The sequence below is a fragment of the Acuticoccus mangrovi genome (assembly GCF_016411865.1).
In the GTDB taxonomy this organism is placed as follows: Bacteria; Pseudomonadota; Alphaproteobacteria; order Rhizobiales; family Amorphaceae; genus Acuticoccus; species Acuticoccus mangrovi.
On record NZ_JAEKJA010000009.1, the window covers coordinates 16,422 to 35,452 of the forward strand.

Genomic DNA, 19,031 nt, shown 5'->3' on the forward strand with positions numbered 1-19,031 from the left:
TCGAGATCATCGATATTGCACGCCGCCAACACCCGGCGAGGTGCTCGCCGCCGCGCGCCGGTGGATCGGCACGCCGTACCACCACCAGGCGAGCGCGCGCGGCGTCGCCTGCGATTGCGTCGGGCTGATCCGCGGCGTGTGGCGCGACCTCGGCTACGCGCCGGCGACGCCGATGCCGGCCTATTCGCGCGATTGGGGCGACGCCACGGGCAACGAGGGCGTGCTCGCCGCGGCCGGCGCGCATCTCGTCGCCCGCCCGACGGGCACGCCGGAGCCGGGCGACGTCGTCGTGCTGCGCTGGCGCGCGGCCGGCCTCGCCAAGCACGCCGGGATCTTCGCGGGCAACACCTTCATCCACGCATTCGAGCCGCACGGGGTGGTGGAGGCGTCGGTCGACTCCTTCGTCGCCAAGCGCATCGTCGCGGCGTTCGCGTGGCCGACGAGGGCCCCCACAGAAGGCGAGGCGGCCTGATGGCGACGCTCGTCCTCACGTCGGTCGCGGGCGCGCTCACGGCCGGCTCCACCGGCTTCGGCGCGCTCCCCGTCAATGCCGGCGCCGCCGTCGCAGGGCGCCTCGTCGACTCCATGCTATTCGGCGGCGGCCGCGACGGCCAGCACGTCGAAGGGCCGCGGCTCAACTCGCTGCACCTCACCGGCTCGTCCGAAGGCTCACCGATCGCCCGCGCCTACGGCACCGTGCGCCTCGGCGGCACGATCTTCTGGGGCACCGACTTCGAAGAGGTGACGACGACGGAGACGACGGGCGGCGGCAAGGGGATCGGCGGCGCGCCGTCCTCGACGTCCACGACCTACACCTACTTCGCCAACTTCGCCGTCGGGATCTGCGAAGGACCAATCGCCTACGTCAACCGCGTGTGGGCGGACGGCAAGGAGCTCGACCTCACCGACGTCGTCGTGCGCTTCCATCTCGGCGGAGAGCACCAGGCACCCGACTCGCTCATCACGGCGGTGGAGGGCGCGGACGGAGCGCCGGCCTATCGCGGCACTTCCTACGCCGTGTTCGAGCGGCTGCCGCTTGAGACGTTCGGCAACCGCATCCCGCAACTGTCGTTCGAGGTGATGCGCACGGTGCCCGGCGCGCTCGCCGACACGGTGCGCGGCGTGACGCTGATCCCCGGCGCGACCGAATGGGGCTACGAGCCCGGCATCGTCGAGCAGTCCTACGGGGACAGCGAAGGGCGGGTGACGTCGACCGCCGTGGAGAACCGTCACCTCCCGGTCGAGAAGTCGGACCTCATGGTGGCGCTGGACCACCTCGCCTTCACGCTGCCGAACGTGGAGACGGTCCTCCTGGTGGTGGCGTGGTTCGGCGACGACCTACGCGCCGGGTCGTGCACGGTCCGGCCGAAGGTGGAGAACCGCGAGAAGCGGACGGCGCCGGAGGACTGGAGCGCGGCGGGCCTCACCCGCGACACGGCCGAGCTCGTCACGACGCTCGACGGGACGATCGTCGCCTACGGCGGCTCGCCGTCGGACGCGTCGGTGGTCCGCTGCATCCGCGAGCTCAAGGACCACGGCTATCGCGTCGTCCTGTACCCGTTCATGATGATGGACGTCCCGGCGGACAACACGCTGCCGGACCCCTACAGCGACCACGCATCGGGCAACGGCCAGTCGGCCTATCCCTGGCGCGGGCGCATCACCGTCTCGCCGGCACCGGGCCGGGCGGGGACGGTCGACAAGACGGCCGCCGCCGAGTCGCAGGTCGCGGCGTTCCTCGGCACGGCCGCGCCCGGCGACTTCGCGGCGGACGGCGACGGCGTCGCCTACAGCGGCCCGGCCGAGTGGCGCTACCGCCGGTTCGTGCTCCACATGGCGGCGCTGGCGCGGGCAGCGGGCGGGGTCGACGCCTTCACCGTCGGGTCGGAGATGATCGGCCTCACCACGTCGCGCTCGGCGACGAGCACGTTCCCGTTCGTGGATGGGCTGGTGGACCTCGCCGCTGACGTGAAGGGCATGCTCGGGACCGGCACGCTCGTCTCCTACGCGGCGGACTGGAGCGAGTATCACAGCTATCGGCCGGCCGACGGGACCGGCGACATCTACTTCCATCTCGACCCGCTGTGGGCGTCCGACGCTGTCGACTTCATCGGGATCGACAACTACCTCCCTCTCGCCGACTGGCGCGAGGGCGAGGATCATCTCGACTACGACCCCGCCGGCGGCGCGGCGACGACGTACGACCTCGCCTATCTCAAGGGCAACGTCGAAGGCGGCGAGAACTTCGACTGGTACTATGCGAGCCCGGCCGACCGCGCGGCGCAGCTGCGCACGCCAATCACCGACGGCGTGCACAACGAGCCGTGGGTGTGGCGTCAGAAAGACATGCGCGGCTGGTGGTCGAACGACCATCACCCGCGGTGGGATGGGGTGCGCCGCTCGGCGACGGCGTGGGCTCCGAAGTCCAAGCCAATCTGGCCGCGAACTGCCACGTGTGGACGTGGGACGCGCGCCCGCACCCGACGTTCCCGCTCGACTCGGCGTCGTGGGGCGACGCGCCGAACTGGCGCCGTGGGCACTGGCTGTCCGCCCGCGCCGGCGGCGTCTACGTCCCGGACCTCCTCGCGCACCTCGCCGCGGCCTACGGCTGCGCGGGCACCTTCGACGACGCCTACGGCATGTGCGACGGCTTCGTGATCGAGGCCGCGACCACGCTGCGCGAGGCGGTGCAACCCCTGTCGCTCGCCTTCCTGTTCGACCTCGTCGCGCGCGGCGCCGAGGTGCGCGCCGTCACCCGCCGCGCGGCGCCGCTCCGCGCGACGCTGGACCCGGCCCGGCTCGTCGCGAGCGGGACGAAGGCGGCGGTGAAGCGCAAGCGGGCGCAGGAGACCGAGCTCCCGCGCGTCGCCCGGCTCAACTATCTCGACGCCGAGGGCGCCTACTCCTCGGCCGTCGTCCAGGCCGAGCGCCTCGCGACGACGTCGGAGCAGACCGCCGACGCGACGCTCCCCGTGGTGATCGACCAGGCGCGGGCGCAGGCGATCGTCGACGCCTGGCTCGCCGACCTGTGGGCCGCCCGCGACGTAATGAGCTTCGCGCTGCCGCGCGCCTCGCTTGGGCTTGAGCCAGGCGACGTCGTGGAGCTCGAGGCGGCGAGCGTGGTGCGCTGTGTGCGCCTCACCCGCCTCACCGACGGCACCGGCCGCGAGGCCGAGGCGACGGGCTTCGCCGCTGCGCCCTTCCGCGTCACCGAGGCGGCCTCGCGTCCGGCCCGGCGGCGCAGCGGCGGGCGCTCGGCGCCGAACGCGTTTCTCGAGGTGATGGACCTGCCGCAGGTCGGCGCGTCCGACGCCGGCAAGCCTATGCTCGCGGCGCACGGCCAGCCGTGGGGCGGTGCCGCCGTCTACCGCTCCCCGACCACCGACGGGTGGACGCTGGACCAGGTGATCGGGGCGCGGGCGTCGATCGGCGAGACGCGCGAGGACCTCGCCGCCGGTCCGGCAGGTCGCTGGCACCGTGTGACGGTGCGCGTCGCGCTCTACTCCGGCACCCTCGCGTCCGTGACGGACCTCGAGCTGTTTGAAGGCGCGAACACCTTCGCCCTCGAGGTGGACGGCGCCGGAAGCAACGTGTGGGAGGTCTTCCAGGCGCGCGACGCGGTGCCGGGGCCGTCCTCCGGCGTCTACGACTTCTCCATGCTGCTGCGGGGCCAGCGCGGTACCGACCACCGCATCCGGGGCAATGTCGCGTCCGGCGCCCGCATCGTCCGGCTCGACGGCGGCGGGATCGTCCAGCCGGCCCGCTTCGACGCCTCCGACATTGGCCGCGCGATCAACTGGCGCGCCGGCCCGGCGACCAAGCCGATCAACGACGGCTCCTACGCGACCGAGGCCATCACCTGCCGCGGCGAGGGCCTGAAGCCGTTCGCGCCGGCGCACCTTCGGATGGTGCGCGAGGCGAGCGGCGACGTCGTCCTGTCGTGGGTGAGGCGGACCCGCGTCGGCGGCGACATCTGGCCCGACGAGGACGACGTTCCGCTCGGCGAGGCGTCCGAGCGCTACGAGGTGCGCATCCTGGACGGCGGCACGGTGCGCATGTTCACCGCGACCGCGCCGACCGTCACCTACACCGCGGCGCAGCAGACCGCCGACTTCGGCGGCCTGCCGACCGCGATCACCGCGCGCGTCGCGCAACTCTCCACCACCGTCGGCAGGGGCGCGACGCGCACCCTCACGGTCACGTTCTGAGGATCTGTCATGCCGTCCGCAAACCTCGCGCTCCCGTACCTCGAAGCCGACCAGGCGCAGAAGCACGTCCCCGTCAACGAGGTGCTCCAGGCGCTCGACGCGCTGGTGCATCTCACCCTCGCCGACCGCAACCTAACCGCGCCTCCCGGCTCGCCGGGTGAAGGCGTCCGCTACATCGTCCCCACCGGCGCGACCGGGGCGTGGAGCGGGCAGGCGGGGAAGGTCGCCGCCCGGCAGGCCGGGGCGTGGATGTTCTACATGCCGAAGGCCGGCCATCTCGCCTACGTCGTCGACGAGGCCGCGTTCGTGGTGTGGTCGGGGTCCGAGTGGATCGCGCCCGCGCTTGCCGGCTTCACCGGGGTGACGGTCGCGCAAGAGACGCTGTCGAGCCTGTCCGGCGCCTACGTGGAGACGACGACGGCATTCCCGGCGGGGTCGGTGGTGTTCGGCGTCTCCATGCGCGTGACGGAGGCCGTAACCGGGGTGCCGTCGTTCGGGGTCGGGGTTTCCGGCGAGCCGAGCAAGTTCGGCGGGTCGCTCGGCACGGGCGTCGGGAGCACGAACGCGGGGCCAGTCGGTCCGTACGGCAATTATTCCAACGCGAAGGTGCGGTTGACGCCGACAAGCGGTAGTTTCACCGGAGGGACGGTGAAGTTGGCATTACATTACTGTTTGATGCAAGTGCCGGCCGAGTGAGTGCCGTGGCCGTCAGCTTTTTGCCAGTAGCTGGAGCGGTGGGCCATGCTGCCCCGAAGCGGCCATTCGCGGGTCGCGAACTTTAGGCTGCTCCCAAGGACCGAGCGCTCCTGGCTGAGGCAGTTCGGCCTTGGGCGCCCGATCGTGGTCGCAGAGGCGGGGTGCCCCAGGTTCAGTCAGGCAGCGGGGGCTGGCAGGCGGGCGTAAAGCGGTGTGACGGGCGGCATGGTTGCAGCGGTTTAAGCGTAGGACAATCCAGATCTGAGAGACAATAGAAACAGGGCGGTAAATATGCGCATTTCACGAATAAGGATGAGTAACTTTGCTAATTTTTCAGAGATGAGCGTTTCTACTGGCGAAAATATCGTTATCGTAGGAGAGAACAAAGTCGGCAAGAGTAATTTCATCCGAGCCTTGCAAATGCTTCTGGACCCGAGCCTGTCAGAGCGCGACCGCCGACTCAGTCTGGAACATTTCTGGGATGGTTTAGGCGGAGACAAGCTCGGAGAATCGGTCGAAATTGCTGTCGAGCTGACCGACTTCACCGACGATCCGCGATTGATGGCGCATCTGAATGACTGCGTGATTGATCCCGGGCCGCCCATGGTCGCGCGGCTCACCTACCGCTTTCAGCCGAAGGCCAATCTCGGACGGAATCCGGAGAGCCTGGCTGACTATGAGTATATCATCTTCGGCGGAGACGACCCCGAGATGTCGATCGGGCCGTCGCTGCGGCGGATGCTGCCGCTCGACGTGCAGGTTGCGCTACGCGATGCCGAGAAGGATCTGGCGAGCTGGCGCAACTCGCCGCTAAGGCCGTTGATTGAAGAGCTTTCAACCTCCCTGGACGAGTATGCTCGCGCGGAAATTCAAGAGCAGGTGAACGAGGCACAGGCCGAGTTGGAGACCCATGCCGAAGTGGTCGCCACGGCAGAGCGGATCAGCGAGCGGCTGATCGCCATCGCGGGCGAGCAGCATGCGGTTCCGCTGACGCTCGGTCTTGCGCCGACGCGGGTCGACGCCTTGCTGCGCAGCCTGCGCCTCCTGATTGACAATGGCGCGCGCGGGATTGCCGACGCCAGTCTCGGCACGGCCAATCTGATTTTCATGGCGCTGAAGAGTCTCGAACTCGATCGGCTCGTAACGGACGGTGAACGCGACCACACGTTCTTCGTCGTCGAAGAGCCGGAGGCGCACCTTCATCCGCACGTCCAGCGTCTTGTCTATCGCTACTTCCTTGGCACGGGTGCAGACGAGGAGGAGGATGCGCCGCCGCTGACGACGATCCTCACGACGCATTCACCCCACATCGCCAGCGTTGCCCCGATCCGCTCGATCGTCTTGCTTCGCCATGACGCGGCGACGAACGCAACGATCGCCATCTCGACTGCCACGGCGCCGTTCACCGCGCGCGACGAGGCCGACCTTCAGCGCTACATCGATGTTAGCCGCGGCGAGATCTTCTTCGCCCGCGGTGTCGTCCTGGTCGAGGGTGACGCGGAGCGCTTCTTGGTGCCGGCCTTTGCCGAGGCGCTTGGCATCCCGCTCGACATGCTCGGCATCACGGTCTGCTCGGTCAGCGGCACGAATTTCACGCCCTACGTGAAGCTGCTAGGCCCGAACGGCCTGAACATCCCGCATGTGATCCTGACGGACCGCGACCCCAATGGCGCCAGCCATCCGCGGGTTCGGCGTCGTCTGATCAATGTCCTGCAATTGCGCGAAGAAGGCGTCAGCTACAGGCGTCTCGAGGCGGACGCCGTGATCGCCCGAGCCGAGCCGTTCGGCTACTTCGTCAACAGCAACACGCTGGAACCCGAGCTGTTTACCGGCGGCCTTGCAGAGGCCATGCAGGAGGTGATCGAAGAAGAACTGAGCATCGGCGACGACACCCGCGAGGAGCTGCAAGGGTGGGTGGATGACCCCGACACGCTCGACGAGGATGCGCTGATCGCGCTCATCGAACGGATCGGCAAGGGACGTTTTGCCCAGGCGCTCGCGCGCCACGTCGACGTGGATACGTGTCCGGATTACATCTGGCGGGCATTGGAGCATATCCGCGATGCCGTTGCGTAGCGTCAGCGCTGCCTATCTCGCCCAGGCGGGAGATCTTGCTGGCAACCCGGGTCAGCAGGCGGCCTATGACTCGACGGGCCACTGTGTCGTGCTGGCAGGTCCCGGCAGCGGCAAGACCAAGACACTCGTGCTCAAGCTGGCGAGGATCATGGCCGAGGACGTGCGCGCACCACGTGGTGCGGCGTGCATCACCTATAGCCAGGAATGCGCTCGCGAGCTGACGCGCCGGCTCGAGCGATTGGGTCTGCGCGAGGCATCCAATCTCTTCATCGGCACCGTTCACGGTTTCTGCTTGCGGCATCTCCTCATGCCGTATGGCCGGCTTGCCGAGTTGCCGGTGCCGTTCCCGCTGGCAGTCGCCACGGGCCGGCAGAGCGACCAGGCCATGAAGCGAGTGGGCGACAGACTGTTCGGTGTCGGTCATCCGAACAAGACGATGGACCTTGGAAGGCACAGGCGATCAGTTCTCGACCGAACCTCCATTGCCTGGAGCAGCCAGGAAGAGCTCGCCGCGTGGGCGGAAGGATACGAGGCTGAGCTGCGGAGGATAGGCCTTATCGACTTTGATGACCTTGTCGTCTTCGGGCAACGGCTCGTCTCGGAGCACGATTGGGTGCTCCCGCTGCTGCAGGCGAAATTCCCCGTCCTCGCCGTCGACGAATATCAGGACCTCGGCGTGGCCCTGCACCGCATCGTCAAGCGCGTGGCCTTCGACGGCGGTGTTCGGCTCTTTGCGGTGGGAGATCCCGACCAGTCGATCTACGGCTTTACTGGAGCCGATGGAGCGCTCCTGCAGGAGCTTGCCGAGCGGCACGACGTCGAGCGGGTGCAGCTCCAACTCAACTATCGTTCGGCGTCCCGGATCGTCAGCGCCTCCGAGATGGCGTTAGGCGAAGCGCGCGGCTATCAGTCCAACGACCCGGACCGGCCGGCTGCCATCGAGTTCACGCAATGCGCTGACGGTCTCGAAGGGCAGACCGCCCACGCAATCGAAGAGATCATCCCCGCAGCGCTCGCAGGAAAGCCCGGGCGGGCGCTCGGCGATATTGCCATCCTCTATCGCGACTATCGGGCCGGAAACGTGGTGGCGGAAGCGGTGGCCGCCGCAGGCCTCGACTTTGTCCGTGTCGACACCGCCGCGCCTTACCGGAAGGTCGCGCTCACGAGCTGGATCGAAGATTGCGCCGCATGGTGCGCGGGCGGCTGGCGCGAGGCCCGGCCGCAGTTGCGCGGGCTGCTGGATCGTTGGTTGGGATTTCATCGCGCGCGAATACCCGAGGCCCAAGCGCGCGATGAAGCGCAGCGTCTAACGCAGCTTCTCTGGTCGCTTCGCGTCGAGGCGGGGCTCGCTCGGGATTTCGTGGCGGCGCTTCGGGCTGGGATGCTAGACGCACTGATGGCTGGCGAGCCCAGCCTCGCCGATCAGGGCGAGCAGGTGGATCGGATGACGGCAGCCCTCGCTGTCGGAGGTACGCTTGCCGATCTCGATTTGGCAAGTCTCGGCGGGCGAGATGGCTCGCCATTGCACCTCAATCTCCTGACGCTTCACTCCGCGAAGGGGTGTGAATATGACGTCGTGATCATGGTCGGTCTCGACCTCGGCAGTCTGCCATGGCGCAATGAATTGCCCGCTGCTCGCCGCGAGAGCCGCCGGCTATTTTACGTCGGTCTCACGCGCGCTCGCGACGAGGTCCACATGCTTTATTCCGGCTACGTCGATACGCCTCGCGGAAGGATGCATTGGGGCCGCTCTCCGTTCCTCAACGAGCTCGAAGCGCGCATGGAGGAGGCGGAGGACGAGTAAACTATAGTGTCATTGCGTGAGGCTCAGGCGATCGAAGTCCTGGCAGATCCATTCTGCAATTTCCTCCCCTGAATCCGAAACAACGGACGTCCGCTTTGGGCATCGCTTAACAAAGCACTAAACGGTCGGAATGGGTTCATCTACTGATCCCACTCGTAACCGCATCATGCGGAAAAGCGTGAATAACCCAGCACTTCGAAGCGTCCTTCACTGTCATTAATGACAGTAACAGGGTGTTTTTGGGTAGAGTGTTAGGCAGCTGTCGTCGACAGCGTCAACGCTGGAGCCCGCATCAATGTCAATATGCCTCTGGTCCGGCTTAGACGAGGACCGCAAGACGGTCATCCTCGCGTCATCGACGCCTCACCTCGAGTATCTCCGGGCCTTTGTCGGCACCAAGGAAGTGCCCGGCTCCGGCGACAACCCGCTCATTGTCGCATGGGGCGAGGCTTCGGTCGGCTGGTACAGACACGACGCGACCGCCTGGTGCATGGTCGCCGTCAACGGCGCGATCATCGCGTGCGGCGGCGAGGGGACCGGCTCGGCGCTCGCGCGGTCCATCATCGGTTACGGGACCCCGCTGCGTTACCCGGTGAAGGGCGCCCTCGGCGTCATCCCGCGTGGCAGCAACCCGACCTACGGGCACGTGTTCATTGTCGACCGCGTGGACACCACCGTCATGCGCGTCATCAACGGCAACGTTGATGACGAGGTGTGCGTCTCCACGGTGCGGATCGACCAGGTTCTTCCGAACGGCTTCGTCTGGCCGGCCGGCATCCCGCTCACCGCCGAGGCGCGCGCCGCGGCCGGGCCGGCGCCGAAAGCCGCTCTCGGCGACCGCGTCCTCCGCTACCAGGACGAGGGCGAGGACGTCGCCGAGCTCCAGCGCGCGCTGACCCGCGTCGGGATCAGGCCGACGCTGACCGGCACCGGCTGGTTCGGCCCGTCCACGCGCGCGGCGGTCGAGGCGTTGCAGCGCACGCGCAACCTCACCGTGGACGGGATCGTCGGCCCGGTGACGTCGGGGGCGCTGGCGCAGGCCGTCGCCGCCGCCGCCACGAAGGCCGACGCCGAGCGGGCCGCCGCACCCGCCGCGGCCGGCGGCGTGGTCGGCGGCGCCACCGCGGTCGCCGCGGCCAGCGCTGCGCTCGGGCAGGTCAACGGCGTCGTTCGCGAGGTCGGGAGCCTCGCCGCCGGCACCGCCGGCCTTGGTCCTATCATCGGCGCCGCAGCACTTGTGGCGCTTCTCGCGCTCGTCGGCTTCCTCGTGTGGCGCGCCAGGCGCGGGAGCTTGGCGTGATCCTCGCTGTCATCGCCGCCGCCCTCGAGCACGCGCGCCTAATCCTCACGATCGCCGCCGTCGTTGTCGCGGTGGCGCTCATGGCCGCCGTCTATCTGGAAGGCCGCAGCGCCGGGCATCGCGCAGCCGTGGAGGCGGTTGACGCGCAGAACGAGCGTGCCGCCCGTGCGGCCGCCGATGCCGATCGATCCGTCGACGCCTGCTACGACTTGGGGAGGAAGTGGGATGTCGCGACCGGTCGTTGCCGCTAGCGCGGCGCTCCTCGCGCTGGCGCTCGGCGGGTGCCAGTCGGTGCGCCCGGCGACCATCGCCGGCGAGTGTGCCGTGATCCGGCCGGTGCCGTATGCCGTCCGCGCCGACACCCGCGTGGGACAGCGGTGGGTGGACTCCACCATCGAGGCCGGCGTCGCCGTGTGCGGGCATCCTCGGCCGCCGGCGGTGCCGTCGTGACGCGGTTTCTCGTCGGCGTCACGGCGCACGGGCGGCTCAACGAATGGGTCGCCTCGCTCGTCCTTCTCGGCATTGCCGTCGTCCTCATGCTTCCCGGTAACACCTTCGCCATCTCGCCGGGGTTCGTTGCCTTCGCTCGATGGATCGGCGGCGAGGCGGCTCTCGGCGTTCCGGTCGCTGTGATCGGTACCGCCCGCGTCGCTGCGCTCCTCGTCAACGGACGCATCCCGTACTCGCACCGGTTCCGCGCGGCCGGCGCCGTTCTCGGCGCGGCCGTCTTCATGAGCCTCGCGATCCTCTTCGCAGCACCGATCGCGACCGGGGCGACCGCCGCCGCGAGCACCGCGGTCACGACCTATCTCGTGCTCGCGTTCGGCGACCTCATCGCAGCATGGAGGTCCGGAGCCGATGTTCGACTCGCTCGCCGGCATTGACGTGGGGGCGCTCCTCGCGCTCGGCGGCGCCATCGGGACCGTCGTCGTCGGGGTCGGCGCCGCGGTGCTCGGCCACCGCAAGGCGCCGGCGGGCGACGCGACCGCGACGGCATGCGGCGTCGAGGCGGCCGTCGCCGACGTCCGCGACGACGTGCGCGAGATGCGCGACGACGTCCGCGGCGTCCTCGCCGACCTCCGCGAAGTGCGCGGGTCGGTTCAGCGCCTCGAGGTGATCGCCGGCCGGCTTGACGTGCGAGGGAGGGGCTGATGCCGACGTGCCCGCAGCCGCCGCACCCGCCGGCCGCCCCCGCAGCGACCATGCCGGCGGCGGTCGGCCTCGCCGGTCCCGGCGGGGTCGGCAAGTCGACCACGGCTCGAGCGCTCGCCGCCAGCATGCCGTTCGTCGTCGTGCCGATCTCCACCCCGATCAAGGCGATGATGCAGGCGCTCTACGAGGCGTTCGGCGTGGACGGCGAAACGATCCGACGCAAGCTGGACGGCGACCTCAAGCGCGTCCCGTGCGCGGTCCTCGGTGGCCGGACGCCGACCTACGCCATGCAGACGCTCGGCACCGAGTGGGGCCGCAACCTCATCGCCACCGACCTGTGGGTGCGCTGGTGGCGCCGCGAGGCTGCCGATTGCGTCGCCGCCGGCCTCGTCCCGGTCAACGACTCCGTCCGCTTCGCCGAGGAGGCCGACGCGGTGCACGAGCTTGGTGGCGTCGTCGTCGGCCTCGCCGGCCGCGGCGACCTCGCCGCCGATCATGCGTCGGAGCACGGCGTGCCGGCAGACGCGACGGTGACGGTCGCCGGCGCTCCGGCCGACGTCGCCGCCGCGGTCCTCGCCGTCGCACTCACCACCATCGGCGGAAGCGCCGGCAACCTCGGGGAGGATTGATCCATGGTCGCGATCCCGGACCGGAACGCGCGGCTCGAGCGCAGCCTTCAGTCGCCGGCGAGTGGCGTCGTCGTCATCGCCCCGAGCGACACCGCCGACCTCGGCGAGGTCGCTCGTGCGCTCTACGTCGGCAACGCCGGCGACGTGAAGCTCACGGCGCTTGACGGTAGCACCGCGACCTTTGTTGCACTCGCAGCCGGCAGCGTACTCCCTGTGACCGTAACGCGTGTGTGGTCGACCGGGACGACGGCGGCCAACCTCGTCGGCCTTATCTGAGGCTCGCTTGCGCGACGACTTCGATTTCCTCAAGAACCTGTGCGCGCGGGCCGCCGGCGTCCGAGTCGCGGATCTTGAGTGCCCGACGCGCGGCCACGCGCACGTAGCCTTCGCGCGGCAGCTCCTGTGCTACCTCGCGAACACGATGCTCAACCTCAACTATGCAACCGTCGGCGCCCTCGTCGGCCGGGACCGTGCCACAATCCGGCATGCCTGCGCGACCATCGAAGACCGTCGAGACGATGGCGCGTTCGACATGTTCGTTACCTCGGTCGAGGACGCTGTCCGCTCGGCCGAGGCTGCCGCGTCTCTGCGTCCATGCGAGATGGTCCCGCCAACGCGGTCGCGGCGTGGGCGGCCGTCTACGGAGGCGCGCGCCTGAGGGTCTCTGTGGCGCCCGGCTGAAACAGTTTACATCAGGACTGTTTCGCCCGATGGTATGAAACCCTCGTCGTCCCTGTAAGCGATATAAAATTGCGGGATTTTAGTCTCTGTCTACGTACAGATTTAGCAACGCTGAGAGATATGCGGTATTCACCGTACACCGCGAACGCTGCTGGATTTGCCGCGCGCCGGTGTCGCTCAGTGATGTTCAGATTGATCATATCATACCGGAGCATCTGAATGGCTCTAATGAGCTTTCTTCGATACTCGTGTCGCTTGGTCGACCTGAGGGCTTTGAAATTAATTCATTCGAGAACTGGATGCCGGCACACCCAATATGCAACAGAGGCAAGGCCGGGCATGTTTTTTCTCCATCTCCTCTAATCCAGATGGAGCTTGAGCGCGCATCCTTGTTGGCAGGCCGCGCGAAAGATCTTGCCCAACGCTATGCCACCGAACGACAGATTGATAGCGCTATCCAGCGAATATTGATTGCTCACGAAGCCGGTTCTCTTACCAACGATCAGCAAAAAAAGCTGGCTGACGTCGTCCTACACTTCCATGAAGAAAACCGCCCGGCGGAGATGAAGGGGAGGTCGCTAATGATCGCGCCGTGGCTGACGGTTTTGGGCGAAGACGCCCATTACTACTATCTGCAAGGGCCCGGAGGAATGCGAGGAATTCGCCCGAAAGGCGACAAGATTGATATGAGCTGGGACTGCCCCCGATGCGGAGTTACTGGCTGGAATGGTGTAAAGTGCATTACATGCGGAATGATGGACGACGGCGATTAAGATTCTTAGTCAGAATTGGTCATTTTGTTCGCCCCGCAGGGACCGGTTTCATGCGACACGTTGGAAATAAATAGCGCTGACAATGCAAGGGCCGTGGCTATGGAAATGATGAACGGGAGAATAATCCGAGTTCCTTCTTCCCATGAGGAGACCTCTGCCGCACTATTTGCAGCAAGATACGCTTGCCTTACACGCGTATAATCAATGAGCAATTCGGATAATTCGTCTCTTAAGTTCAAAACGTACCTGTCCTCTATCCCTTGGGGGAACGAGGCCAGCATCGTGATCAATTCGAGCTTCGGCAGATTGTCAATCGACACAAGTTCTATCTCGGGTTTTACATTGGATTGATACCATTCACAGGCGCGCTGATGATCCACGACATCGCGGTCAAAGCTAGCTGGACTCATCGCAGACCTGACGAGAGTCATGCAGAAGCCTCTTTCAACACTTGATACTCGAAAATCTAGAATATTACTTATCGAATTTTGGGTCTTCAGTCTCTCGTAAACGAGAGCATTGGACGCTATGATCCGAGATGCTTCGAAGGACAAAACAAGAAGGCTTACACTGCCTAGCACAATCACCAAAACATCGAAGGGCAGACGGTTAAATAAATTAAGAGGGGCCAAACAGGCAGACAGAACGCCGATAGAATTTATAATGGTAAATCCAAGGAGAGCTATTACGATAAATTGCATATGGGGCACCACATCAATTTTAGCTAGCGGGCGTTAGTACTGGACGAATGAACTGACTCCGAATACTGCTGAGACGGAATTGTAGCAAACTGTTTCAACTCGCATCCGGAGGGAGGTTGTCGAGTAAGCCATCGATCGCCGTAGCGACCGCGAGCTTCGGGTCGGTGTAAGTCGCCCGATCATAATGCCGCCCCGACACGCCGGCGGTAAGCCCGTGATTGTGCCACATGTCGACGGCGCCGATGGCGCGAAGATCCGGGTGGCGGTCGTTGAGGTGCGTCTTCATCGTCCGGCGCAGGTCGCGCGGCTGCCAGGGCTCCATCTCGGTTGTCTCGCACCAGCGTCGCACGGCGCGGGGGAGTGCGTTGCCGGTGATGTGCGCGTCGTCCCGGCCGGGCGACGGGAACAGGAACGGCGAGTTGCCCGTCATCCGCTTCGACCAGGTGAAGATCTCGAGCGCGTGGCTCGTGACGGGGAGCTCCTGCGCCCGGCCGTTCTTCGTCTTCGCCCAAGCGATCCAGGTGCGGCCGTCGCGCTCGAACAGTTGGTCGCCCCGCGCGAAGGCGACCTCCTCGACGCGGATGCCGCCCATGGCGATGATGCCGAGGATGGCGGCGGTGATCGTCGGCGCGATGTCGGCGCCGCCGAACCCGTGCCAGACCTTGCCGAGCTCCTCAAACGCGAGGAACCGCTCGCGCACGCCACTCGTGCGCGGTCCGCCGACCGACGTGACGGGGTTTGCCCTGATCCCGAACCGAACCGCGGCGACGGGCCGGGTCGGATCGTAGTCGGCCGCCATCGCGTGCGCGAACGCCGCGTGCAGGTGGGCGCGCGGGTGACGCGGCTTCACGCCGCGATCGTTCAGCCGCCGCAGCCAGTCGGTGACGTCATCCGGCGTGGCGTTGGCGGCGGGGGTGTCGCCGCCGATCACCGCGACGGCCGAAGCGGGACCGCCGACCAGGAAGTGCCGGTAGACCTCGTGGTCACGCTGCCCGGCCGCCACCATCGCATCGAGCTTCATCTCGCACAGCTCGAGGAGCGTGCCGGCCCGGGCCTTGGGGGGCCGGCTCCGCCTCGTCGGGGGCCGCCGTGGCGCGCTCGATTGCGGCCCCCGAACCGACGAGGGCGCGAGCCTCCTTGAGCGGCAGCGCTGGATACGTGCCGACCGCGATCCGCTTGCGCTTGCCGCCGTCAATCCGGACGGACTGCGAGAAGGCGAGGCCGCGGGGGCCGGTGCGCACGCGCAGCCCCTCGCAGCCGGCGTCGAAAAATTCCTTCCGCGCCGTTTCCTTCTCAAGGCTCTTCACAAAGCGGTCGGTGAACGTGACAGGCATCGCAAAGCGCTCGGTGGTGGCCCCCAATGCCGTCCGCCGAGTCTGCCGTCAATGGCCCCCAATCTGGAAAGCCGCATCTACCCTGGGCGAATTTGGTCGGAGCGGCAGGATTCGAACCTACGACCCCTTGACCCCCAGTCAAGTGCGCTACCAGGCTGCGCTACGCTCCGCCGGGGAGGTGAGTATCGGGTTCGGCGCGCCGACGCAAGCGCTCTCTTGGTAAGCTGTGATTAAGCATAAGCAGTCATTCTTCCTTTGCCATGTTGGGGAGGGAAGCATGTCGAAGCGCCTCGTCCTTTGGGTTGCGATCGCCGGGCTGATGATCGTCGGCGGCATCGGGCTGAGAGCCGGTGCATTGCCTGTCGCTCAGCTCGATCTCTTCCTGACGGGTGGGGGAGAGGGCGACGGCTCCACCGACATCGACCTGCGGCGCCCGGAGGTCCTGCGGGCTCTCGAGCTCGCCCTCGCCACGTTGGGGAGCGATCGGGCGGCGGCTCTCGTCAGACCGCGGCCGGGGGCGGCCGTCGCCGGGGAGGGGCTCGCGGCGCGCGTCGCCGATGCCGTCGCCGTGTGGGCCGACAGCTGCCGGGTGCGGCTGCGGCTGGCGTCGGCCGACGTCGCCGCCGCCCATCGCGTGCTCACCGCGATCGGCGGCACGCTCACGGGACCGCGGGTGCGGCTCGCGTTCAAGAGCGAGGCGAGCGGCGGTGCGGGCGTGCTCGTGGCGGACCTCGTGGCGCTCTTCGGCGGAATGCTGCTCTTCGGTCTCGTCGCGGTGGGAGTCGGCCGGCGCCGACCGGGTCAGCGATGCATCCAGGAGATGAGGGCACCCACCGGGATGACCCAGATGAGGCCGGTCACGACGTAGTAGAGAAGCTGCACGACACCGCTCGTTCCGGGCAGCAGCTTCACCGCCAGCACCATCACCATGAGACAGTAGACGATCAGGAACACCACCGTCGCGAGGGTTCCGATCAGCTTCTTGACGCGGACGTGCATTCACTCTCCTCGGCTTTCGGGCGGATCCGTCCCGCGGCGGCCGCGCTTCGGTCCCGGCCGCTCGGCCGATGGAGTGGACCTCGACACGCCGCCTTGTCCAGCGCCCGCGCATGAATGGGCGCCCGAGACGACCCGCGCAACGCCCTCTCGGTTGCGATCGCCCCATCGTCGATCTAAGACGGCTCGCCGGAAGGCCCTCAACATTGCGGCCGGATTGCGGCTCCGTTTGTGGCCGCTGACGCCGTTTGTCGACGTGTCCGCGGCCAGATCGAAGAGGATCAAGTATTCCCCATGATGTCATTGCGCAGTCTGTTGAGAAGAATGACGCTCGCGGTGGGGGTGATCATGGCAATGGCCGGCGGGAAATGCCTGGCCCAAGGGGGAAATGACGTTCCGCCCGCCATTGGCGCGGGCACGAATACAGAAACCACGGGGATGGCCGGCGCGGATCACCCCCGCCCCGTGCGCACCGGCAGCCCGCGCCTGACGATCGAGACGCTGCGCCACCTCGCCACCGCGCTCGACACGGCGGTGCTCGACTATCGCAACGACAAGTCCGCCGAGCGGCTCGCCGAGATCGACCTGCTGTTCGACCAGCTGATATCGCTCATCGACCTGTCGGGCGTGTCGCCGGCGGTGCGACGGGAGACCGGGCTTCGGACCGGGCTTGCCCTCCTCGACATCGTGGCGCGCGTCGGCCTCCCCGCCGAGGCCGAGATCCCCGGAGCGGATGCGTTCGTGGACGATGCCAACGCGAGCTGGCGCCTGCCGCTGACCCCGCTGCGTCTCGTCCGTCTCGACGACGGGCCGCGGCAGGGCGAGTTCCTGTTCTCCGCCACGACGGTGCGCGCCGCTCCGCGCTTTGCGAGCGCGCTCAGCGATGTGGAAATGGAGTCCGATCTCGCCTTCAGCACGTGGAGCCGGGGATGGCCCCAGGTGACGGGGCCGCTGATCCCTGCCGATTTCGTGCGGGGGATGTCCGGCGACGTCCGCATCCTCTGGCACGGCACGCCGGTGTGGAAGGTCGCCACCGTGCTCGCGGCGATGGGGGCGGCGCTCGCGATCGTGTTCGGCTTCACCGCCGCCGTCTGGCCGGGGGCGGGCGACAGCCGCTCGCTCCGACTGGTCCGGCGGCTGCTCCCGCCGCTCTTCGCGCTCGTGGTAATCCGCCTGCTGGGCTCCTTCTTCGACAATCAGCTCAACATCTTCGGCGACTTCGCGAACGGCGTCGGCATCGCCGCCGTGGTCTTCGACTATCTGACCTTCGCCTGGCTCTTCTGGGTGGTGGTGACGGGCGGCTTCAGCTGGCTCTCGAGCACGCCGGAAGGCATCAAGGAGAGCCTCAACGCGAGCCTCGTGAAGCTCGGCGCCCGCATCGTCGGCGCCATCGGCGTCCTCGTCATCCTGGGGGCGGGGGCGACGCAGCTCGGCCTGCCGGTGATGAGCGTCGTCGCCGGCCTCGGCGTCAGCTCGCTCGCCGTCGCCCTCGCGGTGCGGCCGTCGCTCGAAAACCTCATCGGCGGCATCGTCCTCTTTGCGGACCAGCCCGTGCGGGTGGGCGATTTCTGCAGCTTCGGCAGCTACATGGGAACAGTGGAGGCGATCGGCATCCGCTCCACCCAGATCCGCGGCCTCGACCGCACGCTGATCTCGGTGCCGAACGCGAAGTTCGCCGACATGGAGATCATCAACTGGGCGCAGTGCGACCGGATGCTGATCAACGAGACGGTGGGGCTGCGCTACGAGACGCGGCCCGATCAGCTGCGCTACGTCCTCACCAAGCTGCGCGAGATGGCCCACGGGCACCCACGGATCGAGAGCGATTCCATCCGCATCCGGCTGACCGGCTACGGCGACTCCTCGCTCAATATCGGCATCCGCATCTACGCCCAGACGCGTGAGTGGAACGACTTCTACGCGATCCGCGAGGACGTCTTCCTGCGTGTCTGCGAGATCGTGGCGGAGGCGGGCACCGATTTCGCCGTGCCCGCCTCGCGGCTCTACATGAGCCGCGACGAGGGGCTCGACGACGAGCGCAGCCGGCACGCCGTGGAGGCGGTGGACGGCTGGCGGCAGAAGGGCACGCTGCCCTTCCCCTTCCTGTCCGAGGCGCAGGTGCTCGCCCTCGCCGGGACGGTGCCCTATCCGCCGCAAGGCTCGGTGGAGACGGAGGCCGACGCCGCGATGCGCCGCAGCCGCGCCGAGCGCCTCTCCGACGCGCAGGAGGAGCACGCCGAGGCGTCCGCTCCCGAGACGCCCACCACAGAGACGACCACCACTGGGGCAACCACCACTGGGGCGACCACCCCCGAGCCGGCGGACGAGGAGCGCACGGAGCCGCAGCGGTAGAAGATCCCGCGTCCGGCAGGTGGGCGAGGGCGGCCCGAGGGTGCCGTCCCGCGTCGATCGGGGCGCCGTCGCGGGTTCATCGGGTGCATGTCGTGGTCGAGGTGGGTCGTGAACCACGTCGCGCCAACGATCTGCGGCCCGTGATGCCGGCGAACGCGAAGAGGAGGCGGGGAGGGCGGAAGGTCGCTGGCGCCACGCTCGCGAGGGAGGCGAGCTCCCGCCGGCCGCCACCCCGGCGCCTCCCTCCGGCGCGGGTTCGGCCGCAGGACGGGGCTCGGCAGCCATGGCGACGGATCCATGATCCGAGCCGACCGATGGCCGGTCGCGCG

General features: G+C 67.6%; 21 protein-coding genes and 1 tRNA gene. 17 read left to right on the forward strand and 5 right to left on the reverse strand.

The window, feature by feature from the left end:
- Positions 1 to 40 precede the first annotated feature (40 nt).
- From JCR33_RS11915 to JCR33_RS11985, 15 genes are all read left to right on the forward strand, one after another.
- On the forward strand, positions 41 to 472 hold the full coding sequence (locus tag JCR33_RS11915; RefSeq protein ID WP_332461172.1) for an NlpC/P60 family protein: 432 nt from the start codon (positions 41 to 43) through the stop codon (positions 470 to 472).
- On the forward strand, positions 472 to 2,658 hold the full coding sequence (locus tag JCR33_RS11920; RefSeq protein ID WP_198882310.1) for a baseplate multidomain protein megatron: 2,187 nt from the start codon (positions 472 to 474) through the stop codon (positions 2,656 to 2,658). Before JCR33_RS11915 ends, JCR33_RS11920 begins: the two co-directional genes overlap by 1 nt.
- Positions 2,640 to 4,208, forward strand: a complete 1,569-nt coding sequence (locus JCR33_RS11925) for a phage tail protein (RefSeq protein WP_198882311.1) — start codon at positions 2,640 to 2,642, stop codon at positions 4,206 to 4,208. Before JCR33_RS11920 ends, JCR33_RS11925 begins: the two co-directional genes overlap by 19 nt.
- A 9-nt stretch (positions 4,209 to 4,217) precedes the next feature.
- The gene (locus JCR33_RS11930; protein ID WP_198882312.1) at positions 4,218 to 4,904 is read left to right on the forward strand and encodes a DUF2793 domain-containing protein; all 687 of its coding nucleotides are present in this window, start codon (positions 4,218 to 4,220) and stop codon (positions 4,902 to 4,904) included.
- A gap of 312 nt (positions 4,905 to 5,216) precedes the next feature.
- A complete protein-coding gene (locus tag JCR33_RS11935; protein ID WP_232372532.1) occupies positions 5,217 to 6,980 on the forward strand; it encodes an ATP-dependent nuclease in 1,764 nt (587 codons plus the stop codon).
- A complete protein-coding gene (locus JCR33_RS11940) occupies positions 6,967 to 8,784 on the forward strand; it encodes an ATP-dependent helicase (RefSeq protein WP_198882314.1) in 1,818 nt (605 codons plus the stop codon). The genes JCR33_RS11935 and JCR33_RS11940 overlap by 14 nt, the downstream gene beginning before the upstream one ends.
- 295 nt (positions 8,785 to 9,079) lie before the next feature.
- Positions 9,080 to 10,084, forward strand: a complete 1,005-nt coding sequence (locus JCR33_RS25325; RefSeq protein WP_198882315.1) for a C40 family peptidase — start codon at positions 9,080 to 9,082, stop codon at positions 10,082 to 10,084.
- The gene (locus tag JCR33_RS11950; protein ID WP_198882316.1) at positions 10,081 to 10,335 is read left to right on the forward strand and encodes a hypothetical protein; all 255 of its coding nucleotides are present in this window, start codon (positions 10,081 to 10,083) and stop codon (positions 10,333 to 10,335) included. Before JCR33_RS25325 ends, JCR33_RS11950 begins: the two co-directional genes overlap by 4 nt.
- Positions 10,310 to 10,534: a hypothetical protein gene (locus tag JCR33_RS11955; protein WP_198882317.1), complete on the forward strand. Its 225-nt coding sequence runs from the start codon at positions 10,310 to 10,312 to the stop codon at positions 10,532 to 10,534. Before JCR33_RS11950 ends, JCR33_RS11955 begins: the two co-directional genes overlap by 26 nt.
- On the forward strand, positions 10,531 to 10,968 hold the full coding sequence (locus tag JCR33_RS11960) for a hypothetical protein (protein ID WP_198882318.1): 438 nt from the start codon (positions 10,531 to 10,533) through the stop codon (positions 10,966 to 10,968). Before JCR33_RS11955 ends, JCR33_RS11960 begins: the two co-directional genes overlap by 4 nt.
- Entirely contained in the window at positions 10,943 to 11,236 is a 294-nt protein-coding gene (locus JCR33_RS11965) for a hypothetical protein (RefSeq protein WP_198882319.1), read from the forward strand. The genes JCR33_RS11960 and JCR33_RS11965 overlap by 26 nt, the downstream gene beginning before the upstream one ends.
- Positions 11,236 to 11,865, forward strand: a complete 630-nt coding sequence (locus JCR33_RS11970; protein ID WP_198882320.1) for a P-loop NTPase family protein — start codon at positions 11,236 to 11,238, stop codon at positions 11,863 to 11,865. Before JCR33_RS11965 ends, JCR33_RS11970 begins: the two co-directional genes overlap by 1 nt.
- A gap of 3 nt (positions 11,866 to 11,868) precedes the next feature.
- Positions 11,869 to 12,141 (forward strand): spike base protein, RCAP_Rcc01079 family, encoded by a 273-nt coding sequence (locus JCR33_RS11975; RefSeq protein ID WP_198882321.1) that lies wholly within the window; start codon positions 11,869 to 11,871, stop codon positions 12,139 to 12,141.
- Positions 12,142 to 12,148: 7 nt separating this feature from the next.
- Positions 12,149 to 12,523, forward strand: a complete 375-nt coding sequence (locus tag JCR33_RS11980; RefSeq protein ID WP_198882322.1) for a helix-turn-helix domain-containing protein — start codon at positions 12,149 to 12,151, stop codon at positions 12,521 to 12,523.
- 193 nt (positions 12,524 to 12,716) lie between these two features.
- A complete protein-coding gene (locus JCR33_RS11985; protein ID WP_198882323.1) occupies positions 12,717 to 13,319 on the forward strand; it encodes an HNH endonuclease family protein in 603 nt (200 codons plus the stop codon).
- Positions 13,320 to 13,324: 5 nt separating this feature from the next.
- On the opposite strand, the gene JCR33_RS11990 is transcribed toward JCR33_RS11985, so the two are convergent.
- The 4 genes from JCR33_RS11990 to JCR33_RS12005 form a co-directional block, all read right to left on the reverse strand.
- Positions 13,325 to 13,750, reverse strand: coding sequence for a hypothetical protein (locus tag JCR33_RS11990; protein WP_198882324.1), 426 nt, complete (start codon positions 13,748 to 13,750; stop codon positions 13,325 to 13,327).
- A gap of 364 nt (positions 13,751 to 14,114) precedes the next feature.
- Positions 14,115 to 15,041, reverse strand: a complete 927-nt coding sequence (locus JCR33_RS11995) for a tyrosine-type recombinase/integrase (protein ID WP_198882325.1) — start codon at positions 15,039 to 15,041, stop codon at positions 14,115 to 14,117.
- Positions 15,004 to 15,354: an Arm DNA-binding domain-containing protein gene (locus JCR33_RS12000; protein ID WP_198882326.1), complete on the reverse strand. Its 351-nt coding sequence runs from the start codon at positions 15,352 to 15,354 to the stop codon at positions 15,004 to 15,006. Before JCR33_RS12000 ends, JCR33_RS11995 begins: the two co-directional genes overlap by 38 nt.
- 93 nt (positions 15,355 to 15,447) lie before the next feature.
- A tRNA-Pro gene (locus JCR33_RS12005) sits at positions 15,448 to 15,524 on the reverse strand.
- Between the two features lie 107 nt (positions 15,525 to 15,631).
- On the opposite strand from JCR33_RS12005, the gene JCR33_RS12010 reads away from it, so the two are divergent.
- Positions 15,632 to 16,222 carry a hypothetical protein gene (locus JCR33_RS12010; protein ID WP_198882327.1) on the forward strand — a complete coding sequence of 197 codons (591 nt, stop codon included), beginning with the start codon at positions 15,632 to 15,634 and terminating at the stop codon, positions 16,220 to 16,222.
- Here the strand turns inward: JCR33_RS12010 and JCR33_RS12015 are convergent.
- On the reverse strand, positions 16,156 to 16,353 hold the full coding sequence (locus tag JCR33_RS12015; protein ID WP_198882328.1) for a DUF2842 domain-containing protein: 198 nt from the start codon (positions 16,351 to 16,353) through the stop codon (positions 16,156 to 16,158). The genes JCR33_RS12010 and JCR33_RS12015 overlap by 67 nt on opposite strands.
- A gap of 435 nt (positions 16,354 to 16,788) precedes the next feature.
- Here JCR33_RS12015 and JCR33_RS12020 point away from each other — a divergent pair, with 435 nt between their 5' ends.
- Positions 16,789 to 18,702, forward strand: coding sequence for a mechanosensitive ion channel family protein (locus tag JCR33_RS12020; RefSeq protein WP_198882329.1), 1,914 nt, complete (start codon positions 16,789 to 16,791; stop codon positions 18,700 to 18,702).
- The last annotated feature ends 329 nt before the right edge of the window (positions 18,703 to 19,031 follow it).